The 23,689-nt window shown below is 62.8% G+C and carries 20 protein-coding genes; 8 read left to right on the forward strand and 12 right to left on the reverse strand.

Translation table 11 applies throughout. The annotated features are described in order from the left end of the window. Positions 1 to 381 precede the first annotated feature (381 nt). From ABD928_RS01485 to ABD928_RS01505, 5 genes are all read left to right on the forward strand, one after another. Positions 382 to 1,200, forward strand: coding sequence for a BamA/TamA family outer membrane protein (locus ABD928_RS01485; protein ID WP_223276191.1), 819 nt, complete (start codon positions 382 to 384; stop codon positions 1,198 to 1,200). A 72-nt stretch (positions 1,201 to 1,272) separates the two neighbouring features. Continuing rightward, on the forward strand, positions 1,273 to 1,527 hold the full coding sequence (locus ABD928_RS01490; RefSeq protein ID WP_345165384.1) for a YdeI/OmpD-associated family protein: 255 nt from the start codon (positions 1,273 to 1,275) through the stop codon (positions 1,525 to 1,527). A gap of 165 nt (positions 1,528 to 1,692) precedes the next feature. Next, on the forward strand, positions 1,693 to 3,720 hold the full coding sequence (locus ABD928_RS01495) for an elongation factor G (protein WP_345165386.1): 2,028 nt from the start codon (positions 1,693 to 1,695) through the stop codon (positions 3,718 to 3,720). Positions 3,721 to 3,774: 54 nt separating this feature from the next. Then, positions 3,775 to 5,073, forward strand: a complete 1,299-nt coding sequence (locus ABD928_RS01500; RefSeq protein WP_345165388.1) for a lipopolysaccharide biosynthesis protein — start codon at positions 3,775 to 3,777, stop codon at positions 5,071 to 5,073. Next, complete coding sequence (locus tag ABD928_RS01505) at positions 5,073 to 6,062, forward strand: ELM1/GtrOC1 family putative glycosyltransferase (RefSeq protein ID WP_345165390.1); 990 nt, start codon at positions 5,073 to 5,075, stop codon at positions 6,060 to 6,062. Before ABD928_RS01500 ends, ABD928_RS01505 begins: the two co-directional genes overlap by 1 nt. Here ABD928_RS01505 and ABD928_RS01510 read toward each other — a convergent pair. Genes ABD928_RS01510 through ABD928_RS01525 form a run of 4 tightly spaced genes read right to left on the reverse strand, consistent with a single transcriptional unit; the run spans position 6,042 to position 9,525 of the window. Further along, positions 6,042 to 6,917, reverse strand: a complete 876-nt coding sequence (locus ABD928_RS01510; protein WP_187714162.1) for a hypothetical protein — start codon at positions 6,915 to 6,917, stop codon at positions 6,042 to 6,044. The genes ABD928_RS01505 and ABD928_RS01510 overlap by 21 nt on opposite strands. A gap of 42 nt (positions 6,918 to 6,959) precedes the next feature. Then, positions 6,960 to 7,763: a TIGR01459 family HAD-type hydrolase gene (locus ABD928_RS01515; protein WP_345165394.1), complete on the reverse strand. Its 804-nt coding sequence runs from the start codon at positions 7,761 to 7,763 to the stop codon at positions 6,960 to 6,962. Then, a complete protein-coding gene (locus ABD928_RS01520) occupies positions 7,760 to 8,557 on the reverse strand; it encodes a 3-deoxy-manno-octulosonate cytidylyltransferase (RefSeq protein WP_345165397.1) in 798 nt (265 codons plus the stop codon). Before ABD928_RS01520 ends, ABD928_RS01515 begins: the two co-directional genes overlap by 4 nt. Further along, on the reverse strand, positions 8,554 to 9,525 hold the full coding sequence (locus ABD928_RS01525) for a KpsF/GutQ family sugar-phosphate isomerase (RefSeq protein WP_345165400.1): 972 nt from the start codon (positions 9,523 to 9,525) through the stop codon (positions 8,554 to 8,556). Before ABD928_RS01525 ends, ABD928_RS01520 begins: the two co-directional genes overlap by 4 nt. 106 nt (positions 9,526 to 9,631) lie before the next feature. Between ABD928_RS01525 and ABD928_RS01530 the strand changes: the two genes are divergently transcribed. Next, entirely contained in the window at positions 9,632 to 10,948 is a 1,317-nt protein-coding gene (locus ABD928_RS01530) for a dicarboxylate/amino acid:cation symporter (protein ID WP_345165404.1), read from the forward strand. On the opposite strand, the gene ABD928_RS01535 is transcribed toward ABD928_RS01530, so the two are convergent. Further along, complete coding sequence (locus ABD928_RS01535; protein WP_187714165.1) at positions 10,945 to 12,204, reverse strand: M24 family metallopeptidase; 1,260 nt, start codon at positions 12,202 to 12,204, stop codon at positions 10,945 to 10,947. The genes ABD928_RS01530 and ABD928_RS01535 overlap by 4 nt on opposite strands. A gap of 61 nt (positions 12,205 to 12,265) precedes the next feature. Between ABD928_RS01535 and ABD928_RS01540 the strand changes: the two genes are divergently transcribed. Further along, positions 12,266 to 13,540, forward strand: coding sequence for a multidrug effflux MFS transporter (locus ABD928_RS01540; protein WP_187714166.1), 1,275 nt, complete (start codon positions 12,266 to 12,268; stop codon positions 13,538 to 13,540). Positions 13,541 to 13,543: 3 nt separating this feature from the next. Here the strand turns inward: ABD928_RS01540 and recA are convergent, their stop codons facing one another. The 7 genes from recA to dapA all read right to left on the reverse strand — a co-directional run bounded on the left by recA (position 13,544) and on the right by dapA (position 21,638). Continuing rightward, on the reverse strand, positions 13,544 to 14,626 hold the full coding sequence (gene recA, locus ABD928_RS01545) for a recombinase RecA (RefSeq protein WP_187714167.1): 1,083 nt from the start codon (positions 14,624 to 14,626) through the stop codon (positions 13,544 to 13,546). 216 nt (positions 14,627 to 14,842) lie between these two features. Continuing rightward, positions 14,843 to 15,196 carry a response regulator gene (locus ABD928_RS01550; protein WP_187714168.1) on the reverse strand — a complete coding sequence of 118 codons (354 nt, stop codon included), beginning with the start codon at positions 15,194 to 15,196 and terminating at the stop codon, positions 14,843 to 14,845. 46 nt (positions 15,197 to 15,242) lie between these two features. Beyond that, positions 15,243 to 17,609: a response regulator gene (locus ABD928_RS01555; protein WP_345165409.1), complete on the reverse strand. Its 2,367-nt coding sequence runs from the start codon at positions 17,607 to 17,609 to the stop codon at positions 15,243 to 15,245. Further along, positions 17,609 to 19,672, reverse strand: a complete 2,064-nt coding sequence (locus ABD928_RS01560; RefSeq protein ID WP_345165412.1) for a M13 family metallopeptidase — start codon at positions 19,670 to 19,672, stop codon at positions 17,609 to 17,611. Before ABD928_RS01560 ends, ABD928_RS01555 begins: the two co-directional genes overlap by 1 nt. Before the next feature lie 13 nt (positions 19,673 to 19,685). Continuing rightward, positions 19,686 to 20,270 (reverse strand): DUF2062 domain-containing protein, encoded by a 585-nt coding sequence (locus ABD928_RS01565; RefSeq protein WP_345165416.1) that lies wholly within the window; start codon positions 20,268 to 20,270, stop codon positions 19,686 to 19,688. After that, a complete protein-coding gene (smpB, locus tag ABD928_RS01570; RefSeq protein WP_187714169.1) occupies positions 20,263 to 20,745 on the reverse strand; it encodes an SsrA-binding protein SmpB in 483 nt (160 codons plus the stop codon). Before smpB ends, ABD928_RS01565 begins: the two co-directional genes overlap by 8 nt. Before the next feature lie 17 nt (positions 20,746 to 20,762). Continuing rightward, on the reverse strand, positions 20,763 to 21,638 hold the full coding sequence (gene dapA / locus ABD928_RS01575) for a 4-hydroxy-tetrahydrodipicolinate synthase (RefSeq protein WP_345170122.1): 876 nt from the start codon (positions 21,636 to 21,638) through the stop codon (positions 20,763 to 20,765). 83 nt (positions 21,639 to 21,721) lie between these two features. Here dapA and ABD928_RS01580 point away from each other — a divergent pair, with 83 nt between their 5' ends. Beyond that, on the forward strand, positions 21,722 to 23,689 hold the full coding sequence (locus ABD928_RS01580; RefSeq protein ID WP_345165420.1) for a lytic transglycosylase domain-containing protein: 1,968 nt from the start codon (positions 21,722 to 21,724) through the stop codon (positions 23,687 to 23,689).

Consider the following 23,689-nt stretch of genomic DNA (forward strand, 5'->3'; position numbering starts at 1 on the left):
TAGCACCCGATGTACAGGCGAGCGGCGAAGCGACAACCGATACCGGTGAATTGCTCAAGTCCGAAATCCTGGGTCCTTGTGCTGACCGTTTGGCTCCTGGCCTTTGGAACTCCTGCGCGCGCGCAAGACATCAGATCCCCGGGACCCTCCGAGACCAAGTCCCCTGCAGCTCAGGAAGAGCCCGCCGGCAAGGGAAAGGACCGGCGTAAAGCCGACGTCCTTATCGCGCCTGTCCCATTCTCAAGCCCGTCAAGCGGCCCCGGCCTCGCAGGGGGTGTCGTCGTCTTCTACAACCCGAATGGCGGACCCCAGCAATGGATCACGGGCGGGGGCGTAATCTGGACCAATCGCGGTACGAAAGGCCTAGGCGCCTATCACAGCATGTCGCTGAACCAGGACCGTTTCCGGTTCAACGCTCTCGCGACCTACCTGAATGCCATCCAGCGATATTTCGGCGTCGGCGAATCCGATGGCGATCGAGGCGAGTCTCTGGAGCTCCGAAACAAGACGTTCGAAACCCGGCTGCATGCGCAAATACGAGTATTTCCGCATGGCTATGGGGGCCTCCAGTATCGTCTCATGACGACGAATGCGGAGCCCAACGAGGATCCGGGCCGGACGCAGCCTCCGCCCCAAGACGAACTGAACAGCACCCTTTCAATGCTCGGCCCCTCGTTCGCCTACGACGCGCGCGACAGCCAGACTCAGCCGCGCCGGGGCGTGCTGCTGAGCTCGTCATGGCTGTTTGGAGCGAAGGTGCTGGGCAACAGCTTCGCGCACAACAAGCTCTCTTTATCGGGAAGCGCTTACGAACCTCTAGGAACTGGCACCGTAGTTGCTGCCAATGTTCGGATCTGTGCGACGTCCGGCCATGTCCCCTATTACGACCTGTGCATGTTCGGATCGGACAACGCGCTTCGCGGATATCCAAGCGGTCGCTACCGCGACCGTGCAAGCTGGGCAGCTCAAGTCGAGCTCCGGCAGCACATCATCGGTCGCTGGGGCGGCGTCGCTTTCGCGGGGTTGGGAGGGATCGCCCCGTCGGCTGGCGATATCGTCGGGAAAGGTAATATGCTCCCCGCGGGCGGCATCGGGGTCCGTTATCGCCCGTTCAACGACAACGACGTGCAGGTTCGGCTCGATTTCGGTCTGGGTAAGGACGCCAGCGGAATCTATCTTGGGCTCGGCGAAGCATTCTGAACCGTAGGCGACGAACACCAATCCTTGTATCAAGCCCGGCGTGCGATCCGCGTGCCAAGATCGAGAGTGCTGATGACCGAACAGAAAGATCTTCCCGGCGGCGTGATTCATGAGTTGCCGGGCGACCTGAGAAATGCGTTGGTCGCCGAACCCGCAGCGCTCGCAACCTGGGAAGTTATCACCCCCCTCGCTCGCAACGAATGGATCTGCTGGGTCGACTCCGCAAAAAAGCAGGAGACCCGGCTGAAGCGCATCAAGTGGGGCACGGAGAACCTACGCGACGGGAAGCGCCGCCCCTGCTGCTGGCCCGGCTGCCCTCACCGCTGAAGCCCGCCACCCCCTGAAAACATCTGTCGGGCGCAGAATCGAGACGGCATCTCTTCCGACCCCCTTGCCAACGGCGGCAAACAGTCCGACGCTGATTGTTTCAGAAGAGCGCGTGAGCGCCTTCAAGCGACTCGCGCGCCCGGGAACGGACGAAGGGAGAGTCGCATGCCTGGAACTGCTGCCAACGGCACTCGAGCAATCGCGCTGGTCGGACCGGCCGGCGCGGGAAAGACCAGCCTGGCGGAAGCCATGCTGTTCGCAGCCGGAGCAACCGACCGGCTTGGCTCCACTGCAAACGGCAGCAGCATCGGCGATAGCAGCCCGGAAGCCCGCCAGCGTGGCGGCTCAACCGAGGTCAACCTCTACAACTTCAAATATCTCGACGACGAATATGCGCTGATCGACGTGCCGGGATCGATCGGTTTCGCCGCCGATGGCGCTCGCGCGGTCGCTGCTGCCGACCTGGCGATCGTCGTCGTCGATCCGGATCCGGCGCGCGCACCTCTCGCGGCCCCTGCCCTTCGGATGCTCGACGAGCTCGGCATTCCCCATCTCATTTACGTCAACCGGATCGACCAGGCCCATGGTCGCATCCGCGATCTGTTGACAGCCCTCCAGCCGATGAGTGTCTCTCCGCTGATTGCTCGCCAGATTCCCATTTGGGACGGCGAGAAGGTCAGCGGCTTTGTCGATCTCGCGCTCGAATACGCCTTCAAGTATCGCGCGGGGCAGGAAAGCGAGCGGATCGATATTCCCGCCGACCTGCAATCGCGTGAAATCGAAGCACGGACGCACATGCTGGAACAACTCGCCGATCATGACGACGAGCTGCTCGAGCAATTGCTGATGGATGAGACGCCGAGCCGCGAGAAGGTGCTGAAGGACCTCGCTCGCGAGACCGGCGAGAACATCGGCGTGTCGGTTCTGTTCGGCTGCGCCACGAGCTCATGGGGCGTGAGGCGGCTGTTGAAAGCCCTACGTCACGAAGCTCCTGCACCGCAGTCATCGGCGACGCGGTTGTCCGTCGCGGACCCGTCGATGTACGTGTTCAAGGTTCTGCATGGTTCCATCGGGCGTCTGGCACTCGCCCGAGTTCTCGGCGGCAAGATCCGCGAGGGCTCGGACCTCAAAGCGCAAAGCGGCGAGCACACCCGCGCAGGCTCGCTGTTCAAGGTCCAGGGTGAGAAGACGCAGAAGATTACCGAAGCGAACCCCGGCGACATTGTCGCCATCGCCAAGGTCGACGGCGTCAAGGGTGGCGAATGGATCGGCTCGGGCAAGCTGCCGCCCGCCATCGACATCGAATATCCGGCGCGAAACTGCGCCTTCGCGATCGAACCGGCCGACCGCAAGGATGACGTGAAGCTCTCCGGAGCGCTCCAGCGGCTGGTCGAGGAAGATGCCGGGCTGGTCGTCGAACATGACGAGGCGAACCACGAGATCCGTCTTCGCGGCGTCAACGACGAGCATCTCAGCACCGTGATCGGCCGGCTGAAGCGCCGCTACGGAGTCGAGGTGAAGAGCCATCCGCCAGCCGTCGGCTATCGGGAATCCGTCCGGAAGCCCGTCCGGCAGCACGGCCGTCACAAGAAGCAGTCAGGTGGTCACGGCCAGTTCGGCGACGTCATCATTGAAATTCGCCCAGTCAGCCGCGGCGACGGCTTTCAGTTCGAAGAAAAGATCCATGGCGGCTCGGTGCCGAAGCAGTGGATCCCGGCAGTCGAGGACGGCGTGCGCGAGGCCATGGTAAAGGGACCGCTCGGCTTCCAGGTAGTCGATGTCGCAGTGACCCTGGTCGATGGCAGCTATCATAGCGTGGACAGCTCGGAGCTCGCGTTCCGGCTAGCGGGCAGGCTGGCGATGCAGGAGGCTCTGTCAGCGGCTGCGCCCCACCTGCTGGAGCCGATGCACAAGATCACCGTCGTCTGCCCGTCGAGCGCCACCAGCCGCATCACCTCGGCGGTCGCCGGACGGCGCGGCCAGATGCTTGGCATGGGACCGCGTGATGGCTGGACCGGCTGGGACCGCGTCGAGGCCCTGTTGCCCGAGGCGGAGCTGGGCGGGCTGGAAGCAGAGCTTCGGTCGCAGAGCCAAGGCCTTGCCACCTACGAGGCGGAGTTCGACCATCTGGCCGAGCTCAACGGGCCGCTTGCGGACAAGGTGATTCAGCAGCGCGTTCCAGAACCGGCCTGACCGCCGAAAATTGCTGACGACAGACACCGGCGGCTCGTCTAGGCGAGCCGGCGAATGAGGCACTGGTTCAAAGACGCCCACTTCCGGTCGCTGCTGAAGAATAGCGGCTACCTGGCGGCGTCGAAGGCGGTGGCGGCCGTCGCCGGAATCGCCACGCTTGCCATTGCCGGGCGAGGGCTCGGCGTCGAGCTTTTCGGCATGCTCATCCTCATCACCAGCTATGCCAAGGCAGCGAGCGGGCTGAGCAAGTTTCAATCGTGGCAACTGATCGTCCGCTACGGCGGGCAGGCTCTCGTCACCGGCGAACATGAGGAGTTTAAGGCCTCGACCGGCTTCGCCTTCGCTCTCGACGTCTTGAGCGGCCTCGGCGGGATGCTCGTCGCGGTCATGTTGCTGCCGTTCATCGGTCGATGGTTCGGGATCGACGACCGATTTCTGTGGCTTGCCATGCTTTATTGCACGTTGCTCCCGACGATGGGCGCCGCGACCCCGATCGGCGTCCTGCGGGCACTCGACCGCTTCGACCTGATCAGCTGGCAGGGCAGCGGCTATCCAATCGTTCGCGCCGTGCTTTCGGCCATTGCTTTCGCCTTGGATGGCGGTTTCGAAACCTATGTCGCGATCTGGTTCGTTACCGAGCTCGGGGGCGATCTTTACATGTGGTTCCTGGCCTGGCGGGAGCTTCGGCGGCGGGGGATGCTAGAGGGCATTCGGCCGACCTTGCGGCCGGAGATGCTTCCCGGGGCCTGGCGCTTCGCGATCCACGTCAACCTAACGTCCAGCCTCGTCACTGCGTGGGGGCCGGTAGCGCGATTGGTGGTTGGCGGCCTTTTAGGTGCAACGGGCGCTGGCCTGTTCCGAGTGGCTTCCAGCTTGACCGACAGCGCCGCGAAGCCGGCGGACCTCTTGTCCAAGGCCTTCTACCCGGAAGTGGTGCGAATGGACCTCAAGACGAAGAAACCGTGGAACCTGATGCTGCGCGGTACCGCCATGGCCGCTTTCGCCAGCATTCTCAGCGTCCTCATTATCCTCGTCGTCGGAAAGCCGTTAATCTCGCTGCTGTTCGGCAAGGAGTTCATCGGCGCCTACCCGATTATCCTCGTCCTCATTATCGCGCCACTGCTGGCGATCATCAGCTTCCCACTCCCGTCGATGCTCTACGCGCTCGACCGGCCGGATGCGCCTCTCACCGCGCGCCTGATCGGCACGATCCTCTTCTTCGTGACGGTCGCGCCACTCTCATGGAGCTTTGGAGTGATCGGAGCTGCCCTGGCCTTCGTCATTGGTAATGCGGCCACCGTCATCGTCCTCGTTTTCCAGCTCTTTCGAGAATACCGCCGGGTCAGGGCGTGATGGAACCGACGCCGCGGATCTGGGTGCTGCTCGGCTGGCGCCGGGGCGACAACAACCAACTGCTCGCCCTGGCCGAAGCCCTCGGCCTGCCGTTCGAAACCCGGACGCTTTCCTATCGGAGAAGCTGGGCGCTCTTGCTCAACCTTCTTCCCAAGCGCCCTCATTTGTTGACCAGGCGCGCGCGACATTCGTTTGAACCGCCATGGCCCGATCTCGTGATTGGAATCGGGCGTCGAAGCGTCGCGGTGTCGCGTTGGATCAGAAAGCGCAGCGGCAAACACACGAAAATCGTCCGCCTCGGCAATCCACGGGCGGAAAATCGGCTGTTCGACCTGGTCATTACGACTGCCCAATATCCCGTTGCTCATGATGAGAATGTCCTGGTCCTTCCGATCGCCCTGGGTCGGCATGGAAAACCGCCGAAACCGACGGACGCGGAGAGCAAGCTTTTGAACTCGCTCCCGCGTCCGCACCTGCTAGCCGCACTCGGCGGGCCGACGCGGTATTGGCGGCTGCCTGAGGACCGGCTTGTCAATTCCTTGAAGGTGCTCGCGCAACGGGCAAAATCGACCGGCGGCACCCTGATCGTGATTGGAAGCCCGCGAACTCCGGCGTCTGCGTTCGAAGCGGTGCGAGCTTCTGGCGTAGCTTGCCACGTGATTTTGGATCGAGAGGTTCGCTATCCGATACTTCTCGCCGACGCGGATGAGAACTTCGTCACCGCCGATAGTGTATCGATGATCTCCGAAGCGGTGATGACAGGGAACCCGGTGGGGCTGATACCCGTCGAGCTCGACAGCGAAGGCCGCCAGAAGCTCGGCATCGAAGGCGTCTCGATCTCCCGACGCGACATTCGCAAGTTCTGGGCAAATCTCGATCGTCTCGGCTTAGCCGGCACGGTCGATCGCCCGCTCTGCAATCCGATCGAGGATCCGGTGCGAATGGCAGCCGACGCCGTAAAGCGACTTCTAAGCCAGCGCGTCCCCTAAGCTCCAGCCGCGATAGCGCTCGACGAGCTGCAGCGAGTCATGACGCACGTGATTTGCCGCCATCTCAGACTTCAGCTCTTCACGGGTGACCGAACCTTCATCGACGAGGTCCGCGAGCACCGAATAGACGAGAGCCTCCTGCTTCGGATCCGGGTGCGATACGTAATGGCGATTGGCCCAGCGGCGCAGGAAATCGAACGGTCCGCGCTTGCGGAGCGTGTAGTCGACCGGAAGTCCCGTCTTCCACGGCTGGGTCCGACGCTTGGTGGTGTGAAGAATGCCAGTGTCCTTCGTCAGCCGGTCGAAGTCGTTCCAATGCGGCTCCAGGAAGCCAACGGTCGAACGGTCCTCACGCTTCAGCTCGATCCAGTCGACGTAATCGAACCTGTGACCGAATAGGTCGGCGAGATCGTTGTCGAAGTTCCAATGCTGCAGCTTCGCGTTGTCGAGCAGCATGACGGACGTAGCGATATAATCCGCCTGCTTGTTATGACCGGGGCGCGCGACCGCCATGATCGCCTTCCCGCGCATGTCACGCTCCAGCAGGTCCGCGACATCTCCAACGCCGAAGCAGTCCGGGTCGGTGACCAACGCTCGACCCTCGAAGTTCATGAGGCTGGGTGGAGCGAAGCGCAGCGGCGTAAAGCTTTGCAGGTCGTCGGGATCCCATGGCCGGACATGCCCGCCGCGAAGGATGGACTGCCCGGGCTGCATCAATCGCGGAAAGTCCTGCACGCGCATGATCTTCACGTCGAAGCTGTCCGGGCGCCTGCTGCTGCGCTTGTAGCTGTGCGCGGAAATCTTTGCGCCCAGCAGCTGGCGATCGTTCGCCTGGATGAAGACGGTCGGCTTCACGTCGCTGTTCTATGCAGTCGGCACGAATTGCATTGCTGGGCCTTAGCGAAGGGAGTCGACGACCGCCACCGGATGCCAGTCGCCCAGGCCGTTCCTTTCAGCGAACTCTGCAGGGAAGCTCTCGCCAGCGTGGATCCCCCCCGCCACGAACACGGCGTCAAATCCCATCCTGGCCGCTCCCAGAATATCTGTCTGGAGCGCATCTCCCACGGCAATCACCTCCTCGATCGAAGGGCTGCCGGCGAGCTTCAACGCGTGACGGTAAATGGCGGGAAATGGCTTGCCATACCATTCCACGCGACCGCCGAGATCGATGTACAAGTCGGCCAGGGCGCCTGCGCAAGGCTCCGTTTCACCGCCCCGAACGACGATCCGATCGGGGTTCAGGCAGTGCATCAGGACATTGCGTGTGACGAGATCTTCCAGCTCCATGAGATACTCACCGACGGTCCGGCGCTCGTCGTCGAGACCTGTGCAAGCGAACTCTGTAAATTCCCCATTTTCAGCGATCCACACACCGCGCCCTTCGAGGATCTCGCGATCTGCCCCGGTACCAATAAACCCGACCGGGGATCCTTTGGCAGTAAGGGCCGCAATCCCCGCTTCTCCGCTCGTCGATATGCCGTTCCATGCGTCGCGCGGAAGTCCGATCCGGTCGAGCTGCTGCTCCACCGCCTCCGCCGTCCGCGGGGCATTGGTGATCAGGATGACCTTGCGGCCCTCCTCACGCCATTGACGGAGGCGATCCGCGGACCCTGGGTAAAGCCGTACTCCATCGTGGATGACGCCCCAGATGTCGCAGAGGATCACACGATAGCGTTCGGGCAGCGCGTCGAGGGCGGTCATTCGAGACCTGAATCAATAAGAGCCTGCTCAATTGGCCCGACGTCCTCCGGGTTGTTGAGTTCGCGGAGTGCGAAGGAAGGGGTCGCGACATCCACAACTGCCACCGGCACACCGGCGACCAGGAACCGCAGCTGCTCCAGCCCCTCGAGCGTCTCAAGCTCGCTTACCGGAGTCGCCGCATATCGTTCGAGCGCTTCCGGTCGGTAGGCGTAGACCCCGACATGCAGGCGGACAGGCGACAGCCCGTCCGACAATGATCCATCCGGAAGGTGCGGGATCAACCGCTTGGAAAAATAGAGGGCGTATCCTTGCCCGTCCGTCACGACCGAAGTCCCCCCGACGCGACCAGCCGCTTCCTCGGCCTGTAGCGCTCGAACCTCATCGCTCCGCAATCGCATCGCTGGGGTAGCCACCAGAGCATCGCTGTCGTCGCGCATCCGCGCGATCAGGGATTCGACGAAGCCGGGAGGCGTAAGCAATGCGTCGCCTTGGAAATTGATGATCAAGTCCGGGTCGTGAAGTGAAGCGAGCGCCTCGGCACAGCGCTCGGTGCCGTTGCGGCATTCGGGGGACGTCATGATGACCCCCACTCCGAAATTGTTGCAGGCATTGGCGATCTGCTCGTCATCGGTTGTGACGTAAACGCCGGAGACGCCCGAAACGCGGCGTGCCGCCTCGACGCTTCGCTGAATCAACGGCTTCGCGACGCCGCCGACTCCTTTCAGCTCGACAAGGGGCTTTCCGGGATATCGCGTCGACGCGAAGCGAGCGGGAATCAGGATAACAGTGTTCATCGGGTCACCGGACAATCGTGGATATGGAGGATGCCGATCGGCCGCCGCCGCTCGTCCTTGCCTTCGACGACGAACAAAGTCGTGATCCGATGTTCGTCGAACATCGCCAATGCGTCGTCGATTAACGCGTCTGACCTAATCGTTTTCGGACTGCCGGTCATGAACTCGCTCGCCGTATGATCGAGCCCCTCCTCCATGTGTCGCCTCAGATCACCGTCAGTGATGACGCCGACGAGATAGCCCTCGCCGTCGATCACTCCGACCACGCCGAGGCGCTTGGCTGTCATTTCGACGATCACGTCGCGCATTGCGCTATCAGCGCGGGTCAGCGGAACCTCATTGCCGGAGTGCATGACCCTGCTGATGGGCTTCAATCTGGCGCCCAAGGCTCCACCGGGGTGGAGACGGCCGAAGTCGCTCCTGTCGAACCCCTTGAGGTGCATGACCGTCATGGCAAGGGCGTCTCCGAGCGCGAGCGACATCGTCGTGGAGGTCGTCGGGGCGACGCTCTCCGGTCCCACTTCCCGCCATTGCGGCAACAGCAGAGGCGCTGAGGCCGCTCTGGCAAGCAGCGAGTGGGAATTGCCGGTGATGCCGATAACCGGGATGGACACGGCACTGAAGTGATCGATGACCGGCTCCAACTCGGCCGTTTCCCCGCTAAGCGAGATCAGAATGGCGACATCGCCGGAGTCTGCCATTCCAAGATCGCCATGAATGGCTTCTGCGAGGTGCAGAAAGACCGAAGTCGTTCCGGTCGAAGCGAACGTCGCGGAAATCTTGCGACCGATGTGCCCGGACTTCCCGAGCCCGGCGACGATCAGCTTGCCACGGCACCCGACGATCAGGTCGACAGCGTGCTCAAAAGCCTCACCAAGGCCCTCGGCCAGCGCATCCAAGGCACGCGCCTCGTCGCGAAGCACGTGCCGCCCGAATTCGAGCAAGTTCGCCTTTTCGGAATCGGCCATCGGCGCTCGACTAGCGGGAGCAGCGCGGGCTGTGAAGCAGCGCGGCTTGACGCGGAGAGGCTCAACCGCTTGGGTCTCAAACTGTTTCGGCTTTGAAGGTGATGGTGTGGCGAAGCGACTGACGCGGTTCATCTTGCTGGCCTTGCTGCTCGGCGTCATCGCCGGCTGGGCGATCAATTCCGCGATCGACGACGGTTCGCCCGAAAGCGCCGAAACGCTCAAGCAGATTGCCGATTATCTCAGTATCGTGACGGCGCTTTTCCTGCGCCTGATCAAGATGATCATTGCCCCGCTGGTCTTCTCGACTTTGGTCGCGGGTATTGCCCACATGGGAGACATTGCGGCGCTTGGTCGTGTCGGTCTGCGCTCGCTGATCTGGTTCATCCTTGCCAGCCTCGTTTCGCTGACCCTTGGCCTGATCCTCGTCAACCTGCTGCAACCGGGTGTCGGGCTGAACCTGCCGTTACCTCCGACGACGGCGGCGAGTGGCGTGGAGACGGCAGCTTTCAATCTCAAGGATTTTGTGACGCACCTCGTGCCCGCGTCGATCTTCGAGGCAATGAGCTCGAATGAAATCCTGCCGATCGTGATCTTCTCGATCTTCTTCGGCGTGGCGCTGACGGCGATCGGTGATGCCGGCAAGCCAATCGTCAAGGGCGTGGAGTCGTTGGTGAAGGTGATGCTGCAGGTCACCGATTACGTGATGCGCTTCGCCCCGCTGGCGGTGTTTACTGCCGTCACCAGCTCGATCGCCGAAAAGGGGCCGGAGATCCTGCTCACTTTCGGCAAATTCGTTGGCAGCTTCTACCTAGGCCTCGCGATCCTGTGGACGTTGCTCATTGCAGCGGCCTTCGTGATCGTCGGTCCCCGGACAAGACATCTCGTCCGCTACATTCGAGACCCCGTCGTCCTCGCTTTTTCCACCGCCTCCAGCGAAGCAGCCTATCCCCGAACTCTGGAGGCACTCGATCGCTTCGGCGTGCCCCCGCGCATTGCGAGCTTCGTCCTGCCGCTCGGCTATTCGTTCAATCTCGACGGGTCGATGATGTACATGACCTTTGCGACGATCTTCATCGCGCAGGCCTATGGCATCGACCTGACCCTCGGCCAGGAGATCACCATGCTCCTGGTCTTGATGATCACGTCGAAGGGCATGGCTGGGGTCCCGCGCGCCAGCCTGGTGGTGATCGCAGCGACCATGTCGATGTTCAGCATTCCGGAAGCCGGCCTGCTTTTGATCCTTGCGGTCGATCACTTCCTCGACATGGGCCGGTCGGCAACCAACGTCGTCGGCAATGCGGTGGCCGCCACGGTGGTTGCAAAATGGGAGGGCGATCTCGACCCCGAGGAGCCCGCCGACATCGAGCCGCCGCATGCTCCGTCACATGTTGCCCGGACCAAGCCGATCGACGATCACTTTTAATCGAACGGGCGATCGATGCTCGGCGGTGGGACGGTGAACCACTTGGGGCCCGCCTCGGTCATGTGGAAGCAGTCCTCGAGACGAATGCCAAACTTGCCGGGAAGATAGATTCCGGGTTCGTTCGAAAAGCACATGCCAGGTGCCAGCGGGGTCATCTCGCCATGAACGAGATTGACGGGCTCGTGACCCTCCATGCCGATCCCGTGGCCAGTCCGGTGCGACGTTCCCGGTAGCTTGTAGCCGGGACCATAGCCCCAGCTTTCGTAAGCGCTGCGAACGGCGTCATCGACACTGCCAGCGGGAGCACCCACCTTGGCTGCGGCCATCGCGATGTCCTGGCCTCGGCGCATCTGCTCCCACACCTTGCGCTGATCGGCCGACGGGGCGCCGCCATAAACGAACGTGCGGGAGATGTCCGACTGATAACCATGAACATCGCAGCCGCAATCGAGCAGGACGACTTCACCCTTGCGCACATGCTGCGGCTTCCCTGAACCGTGCGGATAGGCCGCCGCCTCCCCGAGCAGGATCAGGCCGCCGTCCGTCTTTCCGCCCTGCGCTTCGACGGCAGCCACGTAGAGCATGTCGATGTCAGCGGGCGTCATGCCTTCGCGGATATTCGGGTGAATGCTCCTGAAAGCATTGACGGTGATGTCGGCCGCCGCCTGCATCAGCGCCAGTTCCGCCGGAGTCTTGATCATCCGCACCTGCCGGACGACCGGGTTTGCACTGACGATCTTGGCATCGGGAAGCTGCCTTTGCAGCCGGTTCATGATGAAATAGCGGTTGGTCTCTTCGAAGCCGATCGGAGCGTTTGCGACGCCACGTTCCTTGAGGAAATCGGCCACCAGCTTCAGCGGCTCCTCGTCTTCCTGCCATGCTCGAACCTCGGCCGGAACGACCAGCATCTCCCGGATCGAAGGACCCTCGAAGAACGGAGTGACGACAATTGGCTCGCCCTGCGCGGGAATGACGACAGCCGTTAGCCGCTCACTCCGCCACCACTGGATGCCGGTGAAGTAGTCGAGGCTTGGACCGGCTTCGACGAGCACGGAGCCGATCCCGTTCTTCTGCATCAATTCACGGGCTCTCGCGAGGCGCGAGAGTCGCTCTTCGGCTGAGATTGGTGGAGGCAACTTGACCGGCGCGATGTCGGCGCTTGCCGCCGCAGCGATGCGATCAGGGATGAACGACGTCAGCGCGAGCGCACCTCCGCTTTGCATCAGCGCACGGCGAGAAAGCTTCAGTGCTGTCATGTTCGACCCCCTTCGAAGGACTGACTGTTGCATGCCGCGATCAGTTCGGCCAGCAGGCACTATGCCGTTCAATCTGCATCAGCTGCCGGGTTCCGGGCCACGGCCCGGTCCGCGCGAGACGATCGCACTTCTCGCGGGACTGATGGCCCTGAACGCCTTTGCCATCGACGCAATGGTGCCGGCCCTGCCCGACATCGGGTGGTCGCTTCACGTCGTGCATGAGAATGACCAGCAGCTGGTCATCGTCGCCTATTTCGTCGGGTTTGCCTCGACCCAGCTGATTTGGGGCCCGCTGGCCGACCGTTTCGGGCGCAAGCCCATCCTCGCCGCGGGCGTCGCGCTCTACATGCTGTTCGCCTTGCTATGCGGTCTCGCAGGCAGCTTTCCGCTGCTGATCGCCGGACGCGTCGCGATGGGCGCATCCGCGGCGGTGACACGGGTGCTGGTCGTGGCGATGGTGCGCGACCTGTTCGAGGGCGAAGCCATGGCGCGGGTCATGAGCCTGGTCTTCATGGTGTTCATGGTCGTGCCCGTCCTTGCTCCGAGCATCGGGCAGGTCATCCTGCTCTTCGGAAGCTGGCGCGCAATCTTTCTTGTCTTCGCGGGTTACGGCCTGCTGATGCTTACCTGGTCGTGGGTCCGCCTGCCTGAGACCCTGCACCCCGAGTATCGCCGAAGTCTGGCGCCCGACGAAATCATCAGCGCAGCCGTCGAGGCGGTCAAGGAGCCGCTCTCGCGTGGCTATACCCTTGCCCTGACGGCCACGTTCGGAGCGCTCGTCGCATACATCAGCTCGATCCAGCAGATTGTCGCGGAGGCGTTTCACCAGCCGCATCTGCTGGGCCTCGTTTTTGGAGCGATCGCGGCGCCGATGGCGCTGGCTTCATGGACCAACGCGCGGGTGGTTGGCCGCTTCGGACTGAGGCGCGTTGGCCACGGAGCTTCCGCAGCTTTTCTCGCGGTCGCTTTGGTCCATCTCGCCGTAGGGGTGAGCGGACATGAAAGCCTGGTGACTTTCATAATCCTCCAGGCGCTGACGATGGTCTGCTTTGCCTTCGCCTCGTCCAACCTCAGCACGCTGGCGATGGATCGGATGGCAGCCATCGCCGGCACTGCCTCGTCCGTTCAGGGCGTGGTCGGCACGATCGGCGCAGCAATCATCGGCTACGCTATTGGGCAAGCCTTCAACGGGACGGTGCTGCCGTTCCTTTGGGGAATGGCAGGCTGCGCCTTGGCCGGATCGGCCTTCGTCGTCCTGACGGAACCCGGGCGCCTCTTTGCCGGACCGACCGCGGCGAGCGAGCAGCCGGAGCCGCCCGCCGCCGCGGAGGCCTAGGGATTATTCTGCGGCGATGTCGTCTTCGGGTGAAGGTCCGACCATCAACGCTTCGCCGACTTCCTCGGTCTTGCCGCGGATCGCCCGGTCGAGGCGCTCGGCAACGTCGGGATTTTCCTTGAGATAGACCTTGGCGTTCTCACGGCCCTGACCGATCCGGATCGAGTTATAGCTGAACCAGGCGCCCGACTTTTCGACCAGGCCGGCCTTCACGCCGAGGTCGAGGATCTCACCGACCTTGGACACGCCCTCGCCGTACATGATGTCGAATTCGACCTGCTTGAACGGCGGCGCGACCTTGTTCTTCACGACCTTCACGCGGGTCGTGTTGCCGACGATATCGTCGCGATCCTTGATCTGGCCCGTGCGGCGGATGTCGAGACGCACCGACGCGTAAAACTTCAGCGCGTTGCCGCCCGTCGTTGTTTCCGGGTTGCCGTACATGACGCCGATCTTCATGCGGACCTGGTTGATGAAGATGACCAGGCAGCGCGAGCGGCTGATCGAGCCGGTCAGCTTGCGCAGCGCCTGGCTCATCAGGCGAGCCTGAAGGCCGACGTGGCTGTCGCCCATCTCGCCTTCGATCTCCGCCCTTGGAACCAGCGCCGCAACGGAGTCGATCACCAGAACGTCGATCGCGTTCGAGCGGACCAGAGTGTCGACAATCTCCAGCGCCTGTTCGCCGGTGTCCGGCTGCGAGACAATCAACTCGTCGATGTCGACGCCGAGCTTTCTGGCGTAGACGGGGTCCAGCGCGTGCTCGGCATCCACGAATGCTGCCGTTCCGCCGCTCTTCTGAGCTTCCGCAATCGCATGAAGCGCAAGGGTCGTCTTGCCCGAGCTTTCCGGTCCGTAAATCTCAACGATGCGCCCGCGCGGAAGCCCGCCGACGCCAAGCGCAATGTCCAGCCCAAGGCTGCCGGTCGAGATCGTCTCGATCTCGATCTTCTCGCGGCTGCCGAGCTTCATTGCCGAGCCCTTGCCGAACGCGCGATCGATTTGCGCGAGCGCTGCTTCGAGGGCCTTTTGTCTATCCATTCCGGGTACTTCCAATCCGCTACCGATGACCTTGAGCTGCGCTGCCATGCTACTCATCCTCTCGTCAACGGGCGGCCGAGCCCCGCCCCCATATTCTTTTCGTACATGCTTTGTTCTTAGAGAACAAGAGGAGAACATGTGGCGGTAAAGTCACTAACGCCACGGAGAGCAGCGCCTTTCGCGTGGCCTTAGGGAGAACGGGTACGCAGCGTTGGACTACGCCTTCAATTCCTACAATGGAATGCTTCGCTGCTGCCGAGAAGCTCAGACGGCGAACGCTGCCTCAAGCGCCGGCGTTACGCGGTCCACGGTGTACGGCTTCTCGATCACCGGCACGTTGGCGAACTGGGCAGGAGGCGGATCGACATGGCCACCCGTCGCAAGGACGAAGGGAATCTGCTGTTCACGCAGGCGCTCGGCCACCGGCCAGACGCTTTCGCCCTTCAAGTTCACGTCGAGGATCGCGCAGTCGAAGCCGCCCTGATCGGCAACCGCCATCGCGTCCTCGACGGATTCACAAGTTGCGGTGACTGAATGGCCGAGAGACTCGAGGAAGTCCTCGAGCATCATCGCGATCAGTGGCTCGTCCTCAACAACCAGGATGCTACGCTGCCCCATAAGCGTGAGGCATAAGCCGCCGCCGCGCGACCGCAAGCCCTATTTGCTACGCGGGCGTAAGGGCTTTGCGCGCCGCTTCGGCCAGCTCCTGGACGGAGAATGGCTTCGGCAGGAAAGCAACCTTGTCAATGTCGATCGACTTGCGCAGCTGCTCCTCGGCATAACCGGACATGAAGAGCACCGGGAGCTCGGGCCGGGATTGGCGAGCCTCGCGAACCATTGTCGGTCCGTCCATTTCGGGCATGACCACGTCGCTGATCAGCAAAACGAACTCATCCCCGCGATCAAGGATTTCGAGCGCCTCGAAGCCATTGTTCGCAGTCACCACAGAGTAGCCATGACGGATGAGCGCCCTCTCGGCGACGGTGCGAACCATGGGCTCGTCCTCGACAAGCAGAACGGTGCCGCTTCCCCACAGCTCGTTGTCAGTTGCCTTCGTTGGCTTGGCCGCCTGCGGTGCATCCCCGGCGTGGTGGACGGGCAAATAGATGATGAACCTCGTGCCCTCATCCACCTTCGAATCCGCGAAGATGAAACCGCCCGACTGCTTCACGATGCCGTAGACGGTGGAGAGTCCGAGACCGGTCCCCTTCCCCACTTCCTTGGTGGTGAAGAACGGCTCGAACACCTTGCCGAGCACGCTAGGTGGAATGCCGCAACCCGTGTCGCTGACCGATAGCGCCGTATAGTCGGCGATCGGCAGGATTTCGGAGCCCAGTTCCGCCACCTGGTCGGCGCGGACAGCGTAGGTCTGGATCGTGAGCGTGCCGCCGCTTTTGGCTGCCATCGCATCACGGGCATTGACCGCGAGGTTGATGATCACCTGCTCAAGCTGGCCCGGATCCGCGCGCACTGCACCAAGGCTACGGCCGTGCTTGACGACGAGAACTACCGTCTCACCGAGCAGCCGCTTCAGCAGATGCGAAACTTCGGAGACGACGTCGGGAAGCTGGAGCACCTGCGGGCGCAGGGTCTGCTGACGCGAGAAGGCGAGCAGCTGGCGGGTCAAACCGGCGGCGCGGTTCGAGTTCGACTTGATCTGCTGGATGTCGTCGTAATCGCTGTCGCCCGGCGTGTGCCGCATCAGCATCAGGTCGCAGTGGCCGATGATTGCGGTCAGGATGTTGTTAAAGTCGTGCGCAACGCCGCCGGCGAGCTGACCGACCGCCTGCATCTTGGTCGCCTGTGCGATCTGGCGCTTGAGCTTGGCTTCCTCGCTGTTGTCCTTGAGCAGCAGCAGGACAGCCGCATCGCCGAGGCCGCGAAGACCGGCGATCGTGAGCGCAACTGGCTCCTTCGGGTCGCGGGTCAGTCGGACCGCAATGTCGCCCGACATGGCCGGACCGCGCGCATTGCGTCGGACCGCATCGGCAACGGCGGCCTTGTCTTCCTTGACGACCAGGTCACCAGGATAGACCGCTTTCCCCTTCATCCCGGACGCAGTCCGGAACGCCTGGTTCATGGTCAGGAACCGACCGTCACGGTCAACCAGCGCCAAGCCGATCGGCATCATGTCCAACAAGGCTTGCAGGTTCGAAGAACTCGATGAGGAACCGGAATCGTCGAACAGGAGGAACGTGCCAATTCCGTTGGGCTGAACTGGGTTTACCGGCACGTGAACCGCTCGCATCGCGCTTCCCGTCTCGCCCTCGACCGGCAGGTGGAAGAGGCCGTCGTCCGACACGTGAACGAGTTCCGCGAAGCGCGGACCATCCATTTGACCCGGCGGAATGGCGCGGTCGCTGAAGAGCTTGTTTGCAGCCAGGAGCTTACCATCTGCGTCGACCAAGGCGGCCAATACACCGGCCTTCGACAGGCGTTCGCCGGCCACTCCGGAAATACCCTGGATCGCGAGCGACACTGGGTCCGCGGTCGGAGGCGTCGGATACCGCCAGAGAAGCATGTCGTTGCGAAGACCGGCGCGTTGGACTTCGACTGCAGTTGTACCGGCAAGTGTCGCAACGCCCGCAACACAGCCCGCGCCGTCACGCCAAGCCATGGATACCGCAGTCAGGATCGACTGCGTGGATTCCTCGTCAGCGGGGAGTTTCAGGGGTGGTACAGCGTCAAACCGCGTCCGATAAGCTTCATTGGCGGCGAGAAGTGCACCGTCCGGCGATGTGATCGCGGCAGGCTCATCGCAAAGTGCGAGAGCCGCTCCCACCAAGCCGTAATCCGGCCCCTGAACAATGCTCTCGACGGGCGCTTTCTCTGGCGGAGCACGAAAAGCGATTAGGCCTCCCACAGCGCCCGCCAACGCGAGGAGCGCCAGCACAAGGGCGGGGATAGGTCCAACACTAAAATAGATTGCGGCGACGCTCAGGACTGCCGCCGCGCCGAGACCCGGAAGCAGCCAGCGACCGCCGCCGTCCAGTGGACGGTCGGCGATCGGTGGCAGTTCCTGATGCAGCATTACCAGATACGTACGCGGTCAGCCGGTGCGAGGTAAAGCTTCTGGCCCTGCTGGACGTTATACGCCGGGTACCAAGGGTCCATGTTGCGGACGATATCGGTCCGCTGCGGCGACGGCGAGTGCGGATCGGTCAGCAGGCGATTCAGCAGATTGGCCTCGCGATAGTTACGCCGCCACACCTGTGCCCAGCCGAGATAGAAGCGCTGGTCTGCGGACATCCCGTCGATGACCGGCGGCTCCTTGCCTCCGAGCGACGCGATGTAGGCGTCGTGAGCGACGGTGAGGCCGGCGAGGTCAGCGACGTTCTCACCCATCGTCAGCTTACCGTTGACGTGCTTGCCGGGCAGCGGCTCGTAGGCATTGTACTGCTGCTCGAGCTTGTCGAGGCGCGAGGTAAACGCCTTGGTGTCGCCTGGAGTCCACCAGTCGATCAACTTGCCGGTGCTGTCGTACTTCGCGCCCTGATCGTCGAAATGGTGGCTGAGCTCATGCCCGATGACGGCGCCGATTCCGCCATAGTTGACGGCCGGGTCCGCGTTCGGATCGAAAAAGGGCGGCTGCAGGATCGCGGCCGGGAAGACGATCTCGATCATGCCGAAATTGGCATAGGCGTTGATCGTCATCGGGGTCATGCCCCATTCCCAGCGGCGGATCGGTCCACCGAGCTTGCCGAGCTCATAGGCATGCTCGAATTCGGCAGAGCGCATGGCATTGCCGAGCACGTCGTTCCGGTCGATCTGAAGCCCGTTCATGTCGCGCCACTGGCTCGGGTAGCCGATCTTCGGCGTAAAGGCGGCGAGCTTGGCGTGCGCCTTCACCTTGGTCTCCGGCGCCATCCATTCCAGCGTATCGATGCGGCGGTCCATCGCGGCGATGACATTCTTCACCAGCTGGTCGGCGGCGGCCTTTGTTTCCGGCGGAAAGTACTTCGCGACGTAGAGCTGGCTGACATCGTCACCAAGCGCTGCGGTCGTGAAGTCGACGCCGCGCTTCCAGCGGGCCTCCTGCTCCGGCGTGCCATTGAGAGTGTTGCCGTAGAAAGCGAAGGATTCCTTGTCGAACGCGGACGGCAGGTACGCGGAATATCCGTCGAGCGACTGGACTAGCAATTGGTCCTTGAGAACGCCGATCGGTGCCTTCGCCACGATCGCGGCTTCGCCGGCGACCGCGCTTGGCTGGGCGACGATCAGGCTATCCACGTTCGCACCGATGCCGCTGAGCAGGCCCTTGAAGTTGAAGCCGGGAGCCTTCTTCGAAAGCTCGGCGACAGTCATCTTGTTGTAGGTCTTGTTGGCGTCGCGGCTGTCGGTCTTGGTCCAGTGAACGCGAGCGATCTTCGTCTCTAGATCCAGAACCGCCTTGGCGCGCGCGGCGGCATTGGCTTCGCCGGCGAGAGTAAGAACGTTGGTCAGGTGCTGGAGATACTTTGCGCGGGTCTCGACCAGCTTTGCATCGTTGGAGAGATAATAGTCGCGGTCGGGCATGCCGAGCCCGGACTGAAACAGGGTCAGCGCATAATTCTCGGGCGCCTTGTCGTCCTGGCCGATATACATGCCGAACGGACCGCCAATGCCGAGGCGGTTGGCCTGCGCGTAGAGCGCATCCAACTCAGCCTTCGACTTCACGGAGCGGATTTTCCCAAGCCACGGCTCAAAGGGGGCTAGGCCCTTGGATTCGATCGCGGCCGTATCGAGGAAGCTTGCGTAGGCATTGCCGATCTTGCTGTTCGGATCCTTCGCGGCATTCTCGATCAGCTCGCGGGTGCGCTGCCGCGACAGATCGTCGAGAACGGTGAACATGCCGTAGTTCGACTTGTCCGCCGGGATCGGAGTACTCTTGGCCCAGGTGCCGTTGGCAAAACCGTAGAAGTCGTCGCCGGGCCGGATCGCAGTGTCCATCCCCGCCGTATCGATGCCGAACGAGCCATAGGTGGGCTTCGGTGCGGGCGGCGCTTCGGCGGCCGGTGGCGTCGTTTCCGCGGGCGGCGGCGGCATATCGGCCGGAGCGGTGGCACATCCGGCGAGCGCGGTGCTCGCCGCAAGAGCGACAATCCAATGCTTCATATGATGTTTTCCCTCAGGAGATTTCTTGAACCTGTGCGCCCTCGCGCGCGATCGCCCGGCGTTGTCCCCATTTGTGAGCGACCCACCAGCGCCATCCGACGAGCGACACCCAATATCCTGCGAACGCAAAGACTCCGCCGATGACGGCCAGGCCCGCGACCATTGCAGGAGCAGCGTCGGAAACGAGCCATGCCATCCAGCGCCAGACGCTGGCATGAGTGGAGGCGAGCGCCTGGAGCGTGGTGAGATCGGCCTTGAAGCCCATTCGACTGCCGACGTTGACCGCTGCAACCAAGAAGAACGGCGTCGTCGCGGGATTGGATAGGAACGTCATCGCGGCGGCAATCGCGACATTGGCCCTGAACGGCATGCAGAACAGAGCCGCGCCGACAATTTGGAGCCCCGGCACCATCAGGAAGATTCCTACGAACAGCCCGACTGCAACACCGCGCGGAACCGAACGTCGGGTGAATCGCCAGAGATCGGATCTGCGGATCCGGTGTCCGAATGGTTTCAGCCAGCGGCTATTCTGGACGTCTTCGGGGGACGGCGCGTGCTTCGCCATGAAGCCGCGAATGGCGCCCGCGATCCTAGCCACGGTTTCTCAGCAGGCGCTGCTGCTCCCGTTTCCAGTCGCGTTCCTTCACCGTGTCGCGCTTGTCATGCACTTTCTTGCCTCGGGCGAGTGCAAGTTCGACCTTCGCCCTTCCCCGAGAATTGAAATATATGGATAATGGCACCAGCGTCAGCCCCTGACGCTGCACCGCACCCTGCAATTTCGAGATTTCGCGGCCTTTGAGCAACAGCTTGCGTTGCCGCCTCGGCTCATGATTCAGGCGATTGCCGTGGCTGTATTCCGGGATGTGGCTGTTGATCAGCCAGACCTCCTCACCCTCGACGGTGGCGTAGCTCTCGGCAATCGAACCTTCGCCCTGACGGAGCGCCTTCACCTCGGTTCCGACAAGAGCAATACCCGCTTCGACGCGGTCGTCGACGAAATAGTCGAACCGCGCGCGCCGGTTCTCGGCGACGACCTTTTTCTTGTCGAAGGGTGCTGGAAGGGGCTTGGACACGTCAGACTATATAGGGATCAGATCAGCCCTGCATGCTCCAGAGCTTTGTCGACCGCGCGCTTCGACCCATCCGAGGCTGGGGTCAAGGGCAAGCGCATCTCCTCAGGATAGCCCGGCCGCACGCGGGTCAACGCATATTTGGTCGGTCCCGGCGATGCATCCGAAAACAATGCCGCGTGAAGCGGATAGAGGCGATCCTGCAGCTTCAGCGCGTCGTCCCACCGCCCCTCGCGGGTCGCGGACTGGAAGTCGGCACACAGCTTTGGCGCGACGTTTGCGCTCACGGAAATGCAGCCGACGCCGCCCATGGCGTTGAAGCCGAGCGCCATGTCGTCATTGCCCGACAACTGGCAGAAGTCCTCGCCGCAGGTCAGCCGCTGCGCCGTCACCCGCGCCAAATTGCCCGTTGCGTCTTTCACGCCCACGATCCGCGGGTGCCTGGCTATCTCTGCTAGCGATTCTACCGAAATGTCGGCCACGGTTCGCCCCGGCACATTGTAGACGATGATCGGAAGCTCCGAAGCGTCCGCAACCGCAAGGAAATGCGCGACGAGACCCGCCTGGCTGGGTCGATTGTAGTACGGGACGACTACCAATGCGCCATCCGCGCCAGCATCCTTCGCGGCCTTCACATGGTCGAGACAGGTGGCCGTCGAATTGCTTCCACAACCCGCGATGACGGGCACCCTGCCCCTCGCATGATCGACGACGAGCCGAAAGATCGCGTGCTGCTCCTCGCTGGTCAGCGTCGCGACCTCACCCGTGGTGCCGCAAGGGACGAGAGCGCTGCTTCCCTCCTCAATCTGCCAGTCGACGAATGCCAGAAGTGAGTCTTCATCGACACAGTTGCCGGAAAAAGGTGTCACCAGTGCCGGTATCGACCCGTAAAACATCAACTTTTCGCCTTCACGAGGGACTCCGCGACGTGGATAATCACGGCGGGTGTTCAGGGACTGATAAGGAGGGCGGTCGGATAATGTCCAGCATGAGAGGTGTCGCGCTCACCGTCCTGCTTGTCACATCGACGGCAGGGTCCACGCAGTCGCCCTATTCCGTGCCCGCACAGAGCACGGCGATGGCGGCCCCCGCCTATGGCTCCAGCGTCGGCTATTCGCTGAATGACTGGCGCAGGCTGAGGCAGAACAGCGGTTACACATTTGCCGACTATGCCCGCTTCCTGAATGCCAATCCCGGCTGGCCGGAAGAGTCCAAGCTTCGCGGCTGGGCGGAAAAGGCGATGCGCCCCGGTGAGAATGCCGGCGTGGTTCTGGCATTCTTCTCGAACCAGCAGCCGCAGACCGGCAACGGCTATGCCCGTCTGACCGATGCGCTTAGCGCTACGGGCAGGACCGCGGAGGCCCTGGCAGCCGCTCGGGCAGCATGGGCCTCTCCCGATCTCAGCGCCTACGACGAGCAGAGCATTCTCTCTCGCTACGGGCGGTACTTCACAGTGCAGGACCATGACCAACGGACGGACGCGCTTCTGTTCGCCAAGGATCCGACGGACGCGCAGCGCTTCCTGGCGATGACGTCGCCGGCAAGGCAGGCCGCTTTCACGGCGCGCGTCGCGATGCAAAGCCGCTGGCCGGACGCCGAAGCCCGCTACCAGGCGGTGATCGGCCAGGTCACCGTAGACGCCGGCCTGATGATGGACCGCGCGCGGTACCTTCGCGACGCGAATTGGGAATCGTCTGCACGCCAGTTGTTCGCTCGCGATCACAACTTTCGATACCGCCCTGTCGACCCTGAGCGCTTCATGGACATGCAGCTGCTGCTCGCCAACGGCGCGGCGCAGGACGGGTCATGGACGCTGGCCTACAATATCACGCGGCAGACCGACGATGTCTTGCCGCCAGGCGTGAACGTCAGCGATCAGCCGCTTGGAATACGAGACAAATACACGTCATTGATGTGGCTCGGCGGGACCGCCGCCTGGAGCGGGCTCAACCGCCCGAATGACGCTGTCGTGATGTTCGACCGCTATTCGCGGGGCGGCAAGTCGCTGCAGGTCCTGTCGAAGGGTCTTTACTGGGCCGGAAAGGCCTCCCTCTCGGCGCGTCGAGGGAATGACGCGACCGCCTATTTCCAGCGTGCGGCCGTTTACCCCGAACTCTTCTACGGACAGCTCGCCCTGGAACAGCTCGGGCGTGCGATTCCCGCCCCGGGGCCGCTGCCGACGTTCGCCGTCAGTCCCGCGCAACGCGCCGAATTCGGAAACCGCAGGCTGGTCCAGGCCGTCCAGATCACTGGGTCGCAAGGCCGACGCGACGAACAGACCTTGTTCGTTCGCGCGCTAGCAGAGTCGCTGAACAACGACGCAGAGCGCGTTCTCGCGACCCAATTCGGGCAGCGGGTCGATCGTCAGGATATCGGCGTGTGGGTGGCCCGCATGGCGCGCGTGAAGGGCAATGCCTTCTACGTCGAGACGGCCTACCCTCGCCTGCCGGTAGCGGTGCAGGGCGGGCGGATGTGGTCGCTCGCTCACGGCATCACGCGCCAGGAAAGCTCATTCGACCGTGCGGCGGTCAGCCACGCCGGCGCGCGCGGAATGATGCAGCTGATGCCCGGGACTGCGCGCGAGCAGGCCGGGAAGATGGGCCTTGGCTACGACGGTTACCGTCTGACGTCCGATCCTTCGTACAACGTCACGCTCGGTACCGCCTATTTCCAGCGCATGCTCAACATCTGGGACGGGAATGCGCCGCTGGCGGTCGCAAGCTATAACGCTGGCTCCGGCGCGGTGGGCCGATGGGTACGGCAATATGGCGATCCGCGCGGCCGCAAGGACGTGCTCCAATGGATCGAGCAGATCCCCTACAGCGAGACCAAGGCCTATGTTCAGCGCGTGATCGAGAACAGCGTCGTTTACGACCGCATGAACCCGAGCAATCCGACGCAGGCCGTTCACGTCTCCCGCTTCCTCGGCAAGAGCGCTCCAGGCTAA

The organism is Sphingomonas daechungensis (assembly GCF_039543105.1).
GTDB classification, from domain to species: domain Bacteria; phylum Pseudomonadota; class Alphaproteobacteria; order Sphingomonadales; family Sphingomonadaceae; genus Sphingomicrobium; species Sphingomicrobium daechungense.